General features: G+C 60.0%; 14 protein-coding genes. 10 read left to right on the forward strand and 4 right to left on the reverse strand.

Annotated features, from left to right (window positions below; translation table 11 throughout):
- The first annotated feature begins 49 nt into the window (after positions 1-49).
- From ACP7EE_RS19905 to ACP7EE_RS19930, 6 genes are read left to right on the forward strand one after another with little or no spacing between them, the layout of a single operon-like run.
- Positions 50-2,968: a monovalent cation/H+ antiporter subunit A gene (locus tag ACP7EE_RS19905; RefSeq protein ID WP_420649655.1), complete on the forward strand. Its 2,919-nt coding sequence runs from the start codon at positions 50-52 to the stop codon at positions 2,966-2,968.
- A complete protein-coding gene (locus ACP7EE_RS19910) occupies positions 2,968-3,312 on the forward strand; it encodes a Na+/H+ antiporter subunit C (RefSeq protein ID WP_003192163.1) in 345 nt (114 codons plus the stop codon). The genes ACP7EE_RS19905 and ACP7EE_RS19910 overlap by 1 nt, the downstream gene beginning before the upstream one ends.
- Positions 3,309-4,988, forward strand: a complete 1,680-nt coding sequence (locus tag ACP7EE_RS19915) for a monovalent cation/H+ antiporter subunit D (RefSeq protein ID WP_426236117.1) — start codon at positions 3,309-3,311, stop codon at positions 4,986-4,988. Before ACP7EE_RS19910 ends, ACP7EE_RS19915 begins: the two co-directional genes overlap by 4 nt.
- On the forward strand, positions 4,985-5,473 hold the full coding sequence (locus ACP7EE_RS19920; RefSeq protein ID WP_426236119.1) for a Na+/H+ antiporter subunit E: 489 nt from the start codon (positions 4,985-4,987) through the stop codon (positions 5,471-5,473). Before ACP7EE_RS19915 ends, ACP7EE_RS19920 begins: the two co-directional genes overlap by 4 nt.
- The gene (locus tag ACP7EE_RS19925) at positions 5,470-5,748 is read left to right on the forward strand and encodes a K+/H+ antiporter subunit F (protein WP_003225959.1); all 279 of its coding nucleotides are present in this window, start codon (positions 5,470-5,472) and stop codon (positions 5,746-5,748) included. The genes ACP7EE_RS19920 and ACP7EE_RS19925 overlap by 4 nt, the downstream gene beginning before the upstream one ends.
- Positions 5,745-6,107: a Na+/H+ antiporter subunit G gene (locus ACP7EE_RS19930; protein ID WP_420649652.1), complete on the forward strand. Its 363-nt coding sequence runs from the start codon at positions 5,745-5,747 to the stop codon at positions 6,105-6,107. Before ACP7EE_RS19925 ends, ACP7EE_RS19930 begins: the two co-directional genes overlap by 4 nt.
- Positions 6,108-6,111: 4 nt before the next feature.
- Here ACP7EE_RS19930 and ACP7EE_RS19935 read toward each other — a convergent pair whose 3' ends face one another.
- Positions 6,112-6,552, reverse strand: a complete 441-nt coding sequence (locus ACP7EE_RS19935) for a DUF3995 domain-containing protein (protein WP_420649651.1) — start codon at positions 6,550-6,552, stop codon at positions 6,112-6,114.
- Between the two features lie 94 nt (positions 6,553-6,646).
- Between ACP7EE_RS19935 and ACP7EE_RS19940 the strand changes: the two genes are divergently transcribed.
- On the forward strand, positions 6,647-7,033 hold the full coding sequence (locus tag ACP7EE_RS19940; RefSeq protein WP_420649650.1) for a DUF2946 domain-containing protein: 387 nt from the start codon (positions 6,647-6,649) through the stop codon (positions 7,031-7,033).
- 93 nt (positions 7,034-7,126) lie between these two features.
- Entirely contained in the window at positions 7,127-9,259 is a 2,133-nt protein-coding gene (locus tag ACP7EE_RS19945; protein ID WP_426236122.1) for a TonB-dependent receptor, read from the forward strand.
- 89 nt (positions 9,260-9,348) lie between these two features.
- Here the strand turns inward: ACP7EE_RS19945 and ACP7EE_RS19950 are convergent, their stop codons facing one another.
- The 3 genes from ACP7EE_RS19950 to ACP7EE_RS19960 form a co-directional block, all read right to left on the reverse strand.
- Positions 9,349-10,365, reverse strand: coding sequence for an ABC transporter substrate-binding protein (locus ACP7EE_RS19950; RefSeq protein ID WP_426236124.1), 1,017 nt, complete (start codon positions 10,363-10,365; stop codon positions 9,349-9,351).
- Positions 10,366-10,493: 128 nt separating this feature from the next.
- The gene (locus ACP7EE_RS19955; RefSeq protein WP_420649647.1) at positions 10,494-10,691 is read right to left on the reverse strand and encodes a hypothetical protein; all 198 of its coding nucleotides are present in this window, start codon (positions 10,689-10,691) and stop codon (positions 10,494-10,496) included.
- The gene (locus tag ACP7EE_RS19960; protein WP_426236126.1) at positions 10,688-11,137 is read right to left on the reverse strand and encodes a hypothetical protein; all 450 of its coding nucleotides are present in this window, start codon (positions 11,135-11,137) and stop codon (positions 10,688-10,690) included. Before ACP7EE_RS19960 ends, ACP7EE_RS19955 begins: the two co-directional genes overlap by 4 nt.
- Positions 11,138-11,624: 487 nt before the next feature.
- Here ACP7EE_RS19960 and ACP7EE_RS19965 point away from each other — a divergent pair, with 487 nt between their 5' ends.
- Positions 11,625-11,840 (forward strand): hypothetical protein, encoded by a 216-nt coding sequence (locus tag ACP7EE_RS19965; protein ID WP_426236166.1) that lies wholly within the window; start codon positions 11,625-11,627, stop codon positions 11,838-11,840.
- Positions 11,841-11,887: 47 nt separating this feature from the next.
- Positions 11,888-12,124 carry a DUF2789 family protein gene (locus ACP7EE_RS19970; protein ID WP_420649645.1) on the forward strand — a complete coding sequence of 79 codons (237 nt, stop codon included), beginning with the start codon at positions 11,888-11,890 and terminating at the stop codon, positions 12,122-12,124.
- Positions 12,125-12,178: the final 54 nt, after the last annotated feature.

The raw sequence follows: 12,178 nt of genomic DNA on the forward strand, positions 1-12,178 counted from the left end.
GGGAGCTGGCACGTATGATGCTTCACAAACTTCCGCAGATTAGAAGCCTATGTCCCTGATAGTTCTACTGCTTCTGCCTTTTGTGGGCAGCTGTCTGGCAGCGGTGCTGCCGCACAACGCGCGTAACGCTGAATCCCTGTTGGCCGGATTGGTCGCCCTGATCGGCACCGTTTCGGTTGCAATGATGTACCCGCAAATCGCCAATGGCGGTGTAATCCGCGAAGAGTTCGTCTGGTTGCCCAGCCTGGGCCTGAACTTCGTTTTGCGCATGGACGGCTTCGCCTGGCTGTTCTCGATGCTGGTGCTCGGCATCGGCACCCTCGTCTCTTTGTATGCGCGTTATTACATGTCGCCGGATGACCCGGTGCCGCGTTTTTTCGCGTTTTTTCTGGCGTTCATGGGCGCGATGCTCGGGCTGGTGATCTCCGGCAACCTGATCCAGATCGTATTTTTCTGGGAGCTGACCAGCCTCTTCTCGTTCCTGTTGATCGGTTACTGGCACCATCGCCACGATGCCCGCCGTGGCGCGTACATGGCGCTGATGGTCACCGGTGCGGGAGGATTATGCCTGCTGGCGGGGGTCATGATTCTCGGCCATGTGGTTGGCAGCTATGACCTCGACAAGGTCCTGGCCGCCGGCGATCTGATTCGCGCACATGCCCTCTACCCTGTTCTCCTACCTCTGATTCTTATTGGCGCATTGAGCAAAAGTGCGCAGTTCCCCTTCCACTTCTGGCTGCCCCACGCCATGGCGGCGCCAACTCCGGTTTCGGCTTATCTGCACTCGGCGACCATGGTCAAGGCCGGGGTGTTCCTGCTTGCGCGTTTGTGGCCGTCACTGTCCGGCAGTGAAGAATGGTTCTACATCGTCAGTGGCGCGGGGGCCTGTACGCTGTTGCTCGGCGCGTATTGCGCGATGTTCCAGAACGACCTTAAAGGCTTGCTGGCCTACTCGACCATCAGCCATCTCGGCCTGATTACTTTGCTGCTGGGTCTGAACAGCCCGCTGGCCGCTGTGGCTGCGGTGTTCCACATCCTCAACCACGCGACCTTCAAAGCTTCGCTGTTCATGGCTGCCGGGATCATCGACCACGAAAGTGGCACCCGCGACATCCGCAAGCTTAACGGTCTGTTCAAACTGATTCCGTTCACCGCGACGCTGGCGATGGTCGCCAGCGCCTCGATGGCCGGAGTGCCGCTGCTCAACGGTTTCCTGTCGAAAGAGATGTTCTTCGCCGAGACCGTGTTCATCAACGCCACGGCGTGGGTGGAAATGACCCTGCCTATCGTTGCGACCATCGCCGGCATGTTCAGCGTTGCCTACTCGCTGCGCTTCACTGTCGATGTGTTCTTCGGCCCGACTGCCACCGACCTGCCGCACACACCGCACGAACCACCACGCTGGATGCGTGCGCCGGTGGAACTGCTGGTGTTCACCTGTCTGCTGGTGGGGATTTTCCCGGCGCAGATCGTCGGCCCGCTGCTCGCCGCGGCCGCGCTGCCAGTGGTTGGCGGCGTGCTGCCTGAATACAGTCTGGCGATCTGGCACGGCTTGAATGCGCCGATGATCATGAGCCTGATCGCCATGTCCGGCGGTATCGTCCTGTACCTGTTGCTGCGCAAACAGCTCAAACTCGGGCGCTTCAAGTACCCGCCGCTGGCGGGGCGCCTCAACGGCAAGCGCATGTTCGAGCGCAGTCTGGTAGTGATGATGCGTCTGGCCCGTCGTCTGGAACGGCGGATCGGCACCAAACGCCTGCAATCGCAGTTGTTCCTGATGGTGCTGGCGGCGGTGCTCGCCGGGCTGATCCCGATGCTGCACAGTAGCCTGAGCTGGGGCGACCGGCCGAAGATCCCCGGTTCCATTGTGTTCGTGACCTTGTGGCTGCTGGCGATTGCCTGCGCCCTCGGTGCCGCGTGGCAAGCCAAGTACCACCGTCTCGCCGCCCTGACCATGGTCAGTGTTTGCGGGCTGATGACTTGCGTGACTTTCGTCTGGTTCTCCGCGCCGGATCTGGCCTTGACGCAACTGGTGGTCGAAGTGGTGACCACCGTGCTGATCCTGCTCGGCCTGCGCTGGCTGCCGCGACGTATCGAGGAAGTCTCGCCATTGCCGAGCAGCGTGCGCAGGGCCAAGGTCCGACGTCTGCGTGACTTGCTGCTGTCGATTGCGGTCGGTGGCGGCATGGCGCTGCTGTCGTACGCGATGCTCACCCGGCAGACGCCGAACGATATTTCCTCGTTCTACCTCAGCCGCGCTCTGCCGGAAGGTGGCGGCAGCAACGTGGTCAACGTGATGCTGGTGGATTTCCGTGGTTTCGACACCCTCGGCGAAATCACCGTACTGGTGGCGGTGGCGCTGACCGTATTCGCCCTGCTCCGGCGTTTCCGCCCACCGAAAGAAAGCCTGCAACTGCCAGCCCAGCAACGCCTGCTCGCACCGGACGTGGTCACCGACCTGGTCAACCCGCGTTCGGCCAGCGACACCGCGCTCGGTTTCATGATGGTGCCGGGAGTGCTGGTGCGCCTGCTGCTGCCGATTGCACTGGTGGTGTCGTTCTACCTGTTCATGCGCGGGCACAATCAGCCGGGCGGCGGTTTCGTTGCCGGTCTGGTGATGTCGGTGGCGTTCATCCTGCAATATATGGTTGCCGGTACGCAGTGGGTCGAGGCGCAAATGAGCCTGCGTCCGCTGCGCTGGATGGGCACCGGTCTGCTGTTCGCCACGGCCACCGGCCTCGGCGCGATGGTCGCCGGGTATCCATTCCTGACCACGCACACCTGGCATTTCAGCTTGCCGATTCTGGGTGACATCCACGTCGCCAGTGCGCTGTTCTTCGACATCGGCGTGTATGGCGTGGTTGTCGGTTCGACATTATTGATCCTCACCGCCCTCGCCCACCAATCGGTGCGTGGTCACAAGACTGCATCCCTGCCCAAATCCGTCGCCACCAAAGGAGCCGTCTGATGGAAGAAGTCATCGCAATCGCCATCGGCGTACTCGCCGCGTCTGGCGTGTGGCTGATCCTGCGGCCACGGACGTTCCAGGTGGTGATGGGCCTGTGCCTGCTGTCTTACGGCGTCAACCTGTTCATCTTCAGCATGGGCAGCCTGTTTATCGGCAAAGAGCCGATCATCAAGGACGGCGTGCCGCAGGATTTGCTCAATTACACCGATCCGCTGCCGCAGGCCCTGGTACTCACCGCGATCGTGATCAGCTTCGCCATGACCGCGCTGTTCCTCGTGGTGCTGCTGGCCTCGCGTGGCTTGACCGGCACCGACCATGTAGACGGCCGGGAGCCTAAAGAATGATGGCGATGACCCACCTGATCGCCGCGCCGATTCTGCTGCCGCTGCTGACCGCCGCGATCATGCTGATGCTTGGTGAAAAGCACCGACCGCTGAAGGCCAAGATCAATCTGTTCTCCAGTCTGCTCGGCCTGTTCATTTCGGTGCTGCTGCTGCAATGGACCCAGACCACAGGCGTTCCCGGCTCCATCGGCGTGTACCTGCCGGGCAACTGGCAGGTGCCGTTCGGCATTGTGCTGGTGGTCGATCGACTGTCGGCGCTGATGCTGGTGCTGACCGGGATCATCGGCGTCAGCGCGCTGCTGTTCGCCATGGCACGCTGGGATGGCGCGGGGTCGAGTTTCCACGCGCTGTTCCAGATTCAGATGATGGGTTTGTACGGCGCGTTCCTGACGGCGGATCTGTTCAACCTGTTCGTGTTCTTTGAAGTGTTGCTCGCCGCGTCTTACGGCTTGTTACTGCACGGCTCGGGGCGCTCGCGGGTGTCGTCGGGGCTGCATTACATCTCGATCAACCTGCTGGCGTCGTCGCTGTTCCTGATCGGCGCGGCGCTGATTTACGGCGTGACCGGCACATTGAACATGGCCGATCTGGCGCTGAAGATTCCGCTGGTACCGGAAGCTGATCGTGGCTTGTTGCACGCCGGCGCAGGGATTCTGGCAGTAGCGTTCCTGGCCAAGGCCGGCATGTGGCCGCTGAATTTCTGGCTGGTGCCAGCCTATTCTTCGGCGAGTGCACCGGTGGCGGCGATGTTCGCGATCATGACCAAAGTCGGCGTCTATACCTTGCTGCGCTTGTGGACGCTGCTGTTCTCCGGCCAGGCCGGCGCATCGGCTTACTTTGGTGGCGACTGGCTGATCTACGGCGGTATGGCGACCATGGTTTGCGCGGGCGTGGCGATCATTGCCGCGCAGCGGCTGGAGCGCATGGCCAGCCTGAGCATTCTGGTGTCGGCGGGGATTCTGCTGTCGGCAGTGGGTTTCGCCCAACCGAAGCTGATCGGCGCGGCGCTGTTCTATCTGGTCAGCTCGACTCTGGCACTGAGTGCATTGTTCCTGCTGGCCGAGTTGATCGAGCGTTCGCGTTCGGCCAACGAAATCCCGCTGGAAGATGAAGGCGGTTACCTGCCGCGTCAACAGGAGTCGTTGCAACCGCCCAAAGGCATCAACCTCGACGACGAGCAGAAAGCCGTGGTTGGCCAGGTGATCCCGTGGACCATGGCGTTCCTCGGCCTGAGCTTCATTGCCTGCGCGCTGCTGATCATCGGCATGCCGCCGCTGTCCGGGTTTATCGGCAAGCTCAGCTTGATCGGCGCCCTGCTCAATCCTTTGGGTCTCGGTGCAGACGAGCCGATCTCGAATGCAGCGTGGGCGTTGCTGGCGCTGTTGATTCTCACGGGGCTGGGTTCGCTGATGGCGTTCTCCCGCCTGGGCATCCAGCGTTTCTGGACGCCTGAAGAGCGCCCATCGCCGCTGCTGCGCAAACTCGAATGCGCGCCGATCTTTCTGCTACTTGGTCTGAGCATCCTTCTGACCTTCAAGGCCGAGCCGCTGTTGCGCTACACCCAGGCAGCCGCCGATGCGCTGAATAATCCGCAGCAGTACGTGATGGCGGTGCTCGGCACCCGCGTGGTACCAAGTCCGGAAGCCAAAGCCGCGATGCTCGAGGTGCAGCCATGAAGCGTCTGTTTCCTGCACCATGGCTGTCGCTGGCTCTGTGGCTGCTGTGGCTGGTACTCAACGTGTCGATCAGCCCCGGCAACATCCTTCTGGGTGCCGTGCTGGGCTTCTGCGCGCCGTTGATGATGCGCAAGTTGCGCCCGCAACGGGTGCGCATCCGTCGCCCGGGCGTGATCCTGCGTCTGTTCCTGCTGGTCGGGCGCGACGTGATCGCTTCCAACCTTGCCGTGGCCTGGGGCGTACTCAATGCTGGTCGCCGCCCGCCGCGCTCGCGCTTCATCAAGGTGCCGCTGGATTTGCGTGATGCCAACGGTCTGGCGGCGCTGTCGATGATCACCACGGTGATTCCCGGCACCGTATGGTCGGAGCTGGCACTGGACCGCAGCATCTTGCTGTTGCACGTTTTCGATCTGGATGACGAGGCGCAATTCATCCAGCACTTCAAGGTCACTTACGAGCGACCGTTGATGGAGATTTTCGAATGAGCCCGCTGCTGTCGAACGCGATCCTGCTGACGCTGTTCCTGTTTTCTCTGGCCATGGTACTGACGCTGATCCGCCTGTTCAAAGGCCCATCCGCGCAGGATCGGGTACTGGCGCTGGATTATCTGTACATCGTCGCCATGCTGATGATGCTGACGCTGGGGATTCGTTATTCCAGTGACACCTACTTCGAAGCGGCGCTGCTGATCGCGCTGTTCGGCTTCGTCGGCTCGTTTGCCCTGGCGAAATTCCTCCTGCGTGGCGAGGTGATCGAATGAACGCGGAACTGTCTCTGTGGGTGGAAATTCCAGTGGCGATCCTGCTGGTACTCAGCGGTATTTTTGCGTTGCTCGGTGCGGTCGGTTTGTTGCGCATGAAGGATTACTTTCAGCGCATGCATCCGCCGGCGCTGGCTTCAACGATTGGCGCCTGGTGCGTGGCGCTGGCGTCGATCATCTGTTTTTCCGCGCTGAAGTCCGGCCCGGTTTTTCACGCGTGGCTGATTCCGATTCTGCTGTCGATCACCGTACCCGTGACCACGCTGCTGCTGGCGCGGGCGGCGTTGTTCCGCAAGCGCATGGCCGGCGACGACGTGCCGGCGGAAGTCAGTAGCCGGCGCACTGAAACCGGTAGCTAACCGGTCAAACCCAAGCCACCGCCAACAACCCGGCTCCCAACACCAGACACAATGGCGAGTAAACCCAAGTGTCGAGCCGGGCAAACCGCGAGCCTTTCACTTCTTTGAAAAACCCTACCAGATTCGAATCACCAATCGCCCGAGCAAACATCAACAGCGCTATCGCGCTGATCACCCATTGCAACGCCGAGTGATGCACCGGGGGCAACCACCACCCGACACGCAAACACACCAGCAGCGCAATCACCAATAACGCTGCCGCCACCAGAAACGTCATCCAGCCACGCGGCTTGAACGCCGGCCGCAACTTCGGCCCACCGCCCTCCACCGGAATGTGCGGCACCGCCGCCACTGCTGCCCACTGCCCACCCAGCGCCCAGTACACATGCACCAGACTGATTACCGCGAAAGTCGTCACCAGCCATTGAGCCAACACAAAGGTCATGGTCGAGAATCCTTGAAAGGGATTTGAACAAACTATCCTAGTCGGCTTTTTTTGATGTGCACGACCGGCCGGCAGTGGGGTAAAGTGCCGCCCCATGAAATTCTCCCGTTCCGATCGTTCACTACTGGCCTGGATGCTTTATTGCTGCGTCCTGTTCAACGTGTTCGCCTGCAGCATCGGTCACGGGCAAATGGTCGGCATGCAGCTCAACGGTATCGGCGGCCAGTTCTGCGCTGTCGACCCGAGCACTCAGGCGCCGCTCGCCAGCAATCCTTCTGAAGAACAATTGCCGACGCTGGCCAAGGCCTTTGGTTGTCCGCTGTGTTCCACCGGCGGCATGGGCCCGGCATTCAACTCCAGCCTGACCTTGGCGATCCTGCCGGAACAACACAGCCCGCCGCTGCCGCTGATTGTCAGCCCCGATCTGCCTGCCCGCTTCATCTGGCCTTCGGCCAACCCGCGCGCCCCGCCGCTTGCCTGAGTGTCTTTGCCTTTTTGATTTGTCAGCCCACTGCGCCAACGCGCGGCGTTCGCCTGTGCGCTGACTCCTAGACAAGCATTCAGGATTCAAACGATGAAACAACTTACCTTGCTGGCGAGCCTGTGCGGCTGCCTGTCCGTCAACGCCTGGGCGCAATCCGCCGTGGATCTGGCGCCAATCACCATTGATGGCGAATCCGCTGCTGAACCGGGTTTGAGCCTCGAGCAATCCAGCGGCATGGCCTCACGCCTCGGTCTTAGCGTTCGTGAGACCCCCGCCTCAGTCGCTATCGCCAACCGCAACGACATCGAACGCCATGGCGCGCAGAACTTTCAGGACGCCGCTAACACCCTGCCCGGGGTCAACGCCAGCGCCCCGCCGGGGTTTGGCGGGTTCGTTTCCTATCGCGGCTTCACCAGCAGTCAGATCACGCAGATGTTCAACGGCATCAACGTCTCCGGCGGACTGGCACGGCCCGTGGATTCGTGGATTTATGACCGGGTGGAACTGGTCGGCGGCCCGTCCTCGCTGATCAACGGCGCAGGCTCGGTGGGTGGTTCGCTCAACTACGTGACCAAACTCGCGACCCGGGAGGAGCAGGCCATCGAAGGCCGAATCAGCTACGGCACCTATGACACCACGGAAACCGCGTTCGGCCTGAATCATGCTCTCACCGAACCCGGCGCCGACGTACAGCACTACGCGCGCCTCGACGTCAGCCACAACACCAGCAACGGCTACATCGACCGCCAGGAGCGTGACGCATGGAGTGTCGCGTTCTCACTGCTCAGCGACCTGACGCCGAGCCTGTCGCACACCCTCGCCGTGGAATACCAGGATGAGCACGAGGACAGCCCGTACTGGGGCACCCCGGTACTGAATCCCAAGGCTGGCGAACTGAAGATCGACAAGCACAACCGCTTCAACAATTACAACGTCGAGGACGGGCGCTACGAGCAACGCACTATCTGGCTGCGCTCGATCATCGACTACCGCATCAACGACAGCACCACCCTGCGCAACACGCTGTATCACCTCGACAGCCAGCGCGATTACCGCAACCTCGAAACCTACCAATACAACGCCGACAACAGCGCGGTAAATCGCTCCACCGCCTACCAGGTTCGGCATCAGGGTGAACAGAACGGCAACCAGTTCGAACTGCGCCATGACAACACGCTGTTCGGCCTCGATACCACTTGGTCCGGCGGCTTCGAGTACAAGGTCAACCAGACCACCAACTCGCCACTCAACATCAAAGGTGCGAACAGTGTTGACCCGAACAACTATCGACCGGGGCATTTCTATGACATTCCCGGCACCAAACCAGGCTTCGTCAGCGACAAGACCAACGAGGTCACGACCAAAGCGTTGTTCGCCGAAAACCGCCTGGCATTGACCGACAAGCTGGCGTTGCTCACCGGCCTGCGCTACGACGACATCGACCTCGACGTGACTAACCACCGCACGGTGACCGCTGCCAACCCGCGCCATATGAAACGCAGCTGGGAGCCGGTAACCGGGCGCGTCGGTCTGACTTATCAATTCATTCCTTCAGCCAATGTGTATGTGCAATACAGCACCGCCGCCGAACAGCCGAACGGCACGCAGGACTTCGATGTTTCGACCGGCAAACAATGGGAAATCGGCAGCAAGTTCGACTACCTGAATGGACGTGGTTCGGCGACGGTTGCTGCTTACGCCATCGAGCGCAAGGACTTCGCCGTGACTGATCCACTGGATCCGACCAGCAGCATTCCAGTCGGCCAACAGACTTCGAAGGGGATCGAGATCGCCAGTTCGCTGCGCCTCACCGACAAATTGCTGGCAGAGGGCAATTTCGCCTGGGTCAATGCACAGTACGACGAATTCAACGAGAAGAACGCGGCTGGCGTGGTGGTTTCGCGCAAGGGCAATACACCGACCAACGTGCCGGATCGGGTTGGCAATCTGTGGCTGACCTACGACTTTTCGCCGAAGTGGCAAGGAGGGGTTGATGCGCGGTACGTGGCTTCGGTGTTTGCTGACAATGCCAACACCATGACCGTGCCGTCTTACACGTTGTTTGGCAGCTTCCTGAGCTACAAGGTGGATTCGCACACCACCGTGACTGGCCGGGTGCGCAACCTGACGAATGAGGTGTATGCCGAGTTTGCGCACGTATCGCCGGCGTATTACCTCGGGACACCGCGCACCTTCGAGCTAGCGGTACAAACCAGCTTCTAAAAAGCATCGCCAACAGGCTGGCTCCCACAGGGAAATACATTCCATTGTGGGAGCCAGCCTGCTGGCGATGAGGCCAGCGGCCTCACCTGCTATTTCAGATCAGCCGAAACCTTGTCCGCCACATCCTTCGGCACCCACGCCTGCCACACATCCGGATGCGCCTTCATGAACGCCACCGCTGCCTCGCGAGGCGCCGTGTGCTTTTCGCTCATCTCGGCCAGAGCCTTGTTCAACGGCTCAATCGGAAAATCGACCTTGCTGAAGAACTCTGCAATCTCCGGATGCTGCTTCTGAAACGGCGCAGACACGCCAATCGACAACTTCGACGCCAGCGAACGCGTTGGTTTCGGATTCGGGTTATCCGCATCGGTGAGCGTCTTCCACGCCTCGGCATCGAACGGCGGTTCTTCGAGTTGGATCAGTTTGAATTTACCGAGCAACGGCGTCGGCGACCAATAGTAGAACAGCACCGGTTTACCACGGCGGATCGATGAACTGATCTCGGCATCCAGCGCCGCGCCGGAACCACTGCGGAAATTGGTGAAGTCGTCTTGCAACCCGTACGCAGTCAGCTTCTGCTTGTTCACCACTTCCGAGGTCCAGCCAATCGGGCTGTTGAGGAAACGCCCCTTGTTCGGATTTTCCGGATCCTTGAACACGTCCTTGTACTTCTTCAGATCACTGACGCTGCGCAGATCCGGCGCCAGCGGCTTGATGCCCTTGGCCGGATCGCCCTTGATCACATATTCCGGCACCCACCAGCCTTCGGTCGCGCCCTTGACCGTATCACCAAGGCTGATGACTTTGCCCTCGGCTTCAGCCTTGACCCATACCGGGCTGCGCCCCGCCCACTCCTCGCCAATCACTTGAATGTCATTGTTGGCCAGCGCGGTTTCCAGGGTGATGGTGGTGCCCGGCAGCGTATCGGTCGGCAGGCCGTAGCCTTTCTCGACAATGATGCGCAGTACATCGGTGATCAGACTGCCGCTTTCCCAGTTCAGGTCGGCGAAGTGAATGGGCGCCGGCGCAGCATTCGCCGCTGGCACCACCGTCAACACGCCCAGCGTGGCCAGACAGGCAGCCAGCAACCGTCGAAATCCGTTCATGCTTTTGCACCTCGTGCTGTTCACAGCAATAGCAGGATGGCCTGACAGAAGACCGCAAGCCTCTGAATACTCAGTCAACTGACTGTAGACGAGGTTCCTGGTTTTTCCGGGGCATGCTGCGGACGAGGTTACGTTTCAGACTTTTCCTTCAAGCTTTGCAGCTCGCGTCTGACCATGCTGGCGTACTCCGCCGGCTGCAAGCTGTAGATCTGCGATGCGACCCAGCCAAGCCAGGCGCCCTGCATGTCGGCCTTGGCAGCAAACAGTCGCTGAGCTTCGACCCGGGCGCTGTCGAGATTCTGCAAATGGAAATCGGCGCGGCTCACTCGCTGGCCTTGAACGCGACGAGTTCACCCTTGCGCCACTTGGCCGCCTTGGCGGTCACGGCTTTCAAAGTCTTGGTCAGACCTTCCTGCAACTGCTCGTTTGCAGCGAACACGGTGACCACGCTGTGGCCTTCCTTGAACAGGATCGCTTGACCATCGGCAGTCGTGACAAAGGCGTAATCGCCCAGACCATAAACCGTCAGTTTGATCTCGCGAAAGCGCAGATCCAGCTTGCCGCCTTCACGGCTGGGCAGGACTGCCGCGCTGAAGTGATCACCGACCTTGAGCTTGAGACCCGGCTTGTCATCGACCACCAACGCCGACTCAGTGTCGATCTCGGCAACGTAAATGCCTTCGGCGTTTTGCTCGGTGATGTAAACAAAACGCGACTGGAACAGCTTGACCAGCTTTGCGCGCAAATCACCCAGCACGAACAAAGCATGCATATCGAGGTTACTGACTGCCAAAGAAACGTCCCCACACTTGAAAAGAGTGCCTGCGCGAAAAGCGCGCACGGCAGAAATAACGGCCAGGCCGACGGTGTTACCGAATCAATCAAATAAAAACCTGAACCGAGCAGAGTGCCGATTCATCGCGAGGTTCCCAAGACTACTGGAATGTCACTCGCGAAACCCACAAAGACGTTCTCCAAATGTTGAAGAACCGCGCTTCCATGCAGGCCAGAGAAACTGACTACAAACTTTAGGGAAAAAACTCAGTAAGAAAAGCACGTTTCCGACATATCGCAGGCAAAAAATTGCTTTAGATAACGCCATGCCGTCAACCGCTGTTGGCGATTCTAGAGCAGCGACGCTGTTCGCGACTACCCGTAACAGCCTGTAAATGCGGGCCAATCCATGAAAAGGACTTCATATGTGCACTCTGAGCCATCTGTTTTTGCCCGCAAACGCCCAAGCCAGCGCCCCTTTCACGATGCATATCGAAGGTTTGCAAGGGCTGCGCGCGGAGGATCAATGCGGTCAACCGCCCTTGTTTCAGGTGATTCCGGCCGGAATTGGTTTCTTTCATATCAAGGAAATTTCCACCGGACGTGTCAGAGGTTTCCGCGAAGATCACAACAAGGCTTGCGCTCTCGCCCGCGCGCTTGAATCGCGGATCGAACTCCTGGCCAGTGACCGCCTCAGATGAAAGAGAGATTGACCGCGCCACCCCGGCGTCTGCCAAAGGAGCACATGATGCAACTGCCTACTTATGATCTGAAGACCCTGTTCGATCAACTGGGACTGCCTTCTGAGGGCACCGCCATTGATGATTTCATCGAATCGCACCCGCTGGATGCCGAGACCAAATTGATCGATGCCGACTTCTGGACCCCGCAACAGGCTCAACTTCTCAAAGAGTGGTTACGGGCTGACGGTGAGGAGGCGATCGTAGTCGATGAGCTGAACGTGCGTCTGCACGACGGCAAATAACCGCGATCAGTGCAGGCTGTCGCCGACAGCGACCGCCGTGCACGGATTAATTGC

This window comes from Pseudomonas sp. TWP3-2, from assembly GCF_049897765.1.
Lineage (GTDB): Bacteria > Pseudomonadota > Gammaproteobacteria > Pseudomonadales > Pseudomonadaceae > Aquipseudomonas.

Coding starts and splice junctions, on each gene's coding strand:
- ACP7EE_RS19915 (WP_426236117.1), top strand. CDS start 3,309: ATGATGGCGATGACCCACCTGATCGCCGCGCCGATTCTGCTGCCGCTG.
- ACP7EE_RS19960 (WP_426236126.1), bottom strand. CDS start 11,137: ATGCATGCTTTGTTCGTGCTGGGTGATTTGCGCGCAAAGCTGGTCAAG.
- ACP7EE_RS19935 (WP_420649651.1), bottom strand. CDS start 6,552: ATGACCTTTGTGTTGGCTCAATGGCTGGTGACGACTTTCGCGGTAATC.
- ACP7EE_RS19920 (WP_426236119.1), top strand. CDS start 4,985: ATGAAGCGTCTGTTTCCTGCACCATGGCTGTCGCTGGCTCTGTGGCTG.
- ACP7EE_RS19910 (WP_003192163.1), top strand. CDS start 2,968: ATGGAAGAAGTCATCGCAATCGCCATCGGCGTACTCGCCGCGTCTGGC.
- ACP7EE_RS19905 (WP_420649655.1), top strand. CDS start 50: ATGTCCCTGATAGTTCTACTGCTTCTGCCTTTTGTGGGCAGCTGTCTG.
- ACP7EE_RS19940 (WP_420649650.1), top strand. CDS start 6,647: ATGAAATTCTCCCGTTCCGATCGTTCACTACTGGCCTGGATGCTTTAT.
- ACP7EE_RS19925 (WP_003225959.1), top strand. CDS start 5,470: ATGAGCCCGCTGCTGTCGAACGCGATCCTGCTGACGCTGTTCCTGTTT.
- ACP7EE_RS19930 (WP_420649652.1), top strand. CDS start 5,745: ATGAACGCGGAACTGTCTCTGTGGGTGGAAATTCCAGTGGCGATCCTG.
- ACP7EE_RS19945 (WP_426236122.1), top strand. CDS start 7,127: ATGAAACAACTTACCTTGCTGGCGAGCCTGTGCGGCTGCCTGTCCGTC.
- ACP7EE_RS19965 (WP_426236166.1), top strand. CDS start 11,625: ATGCATATCGAAGGTTTGCAAGGGCTGCGCGCGGAGGATCAATGCGGT.
- ACP7EE_RS19950 (WP_426236124.1), bottom strand. CDS start 10,365: ATGAACGGATTTCGACGGTTGCTGGCTGCCTGTCTGGCCACGCTGGGC.
- ACP7EE_RS19970 (WP_420649645.1), top strand. CDS start 11,888: ATGCAACTGCCTACTTATGATCTGAAGACCCTGTTCGATCAACTGGGA.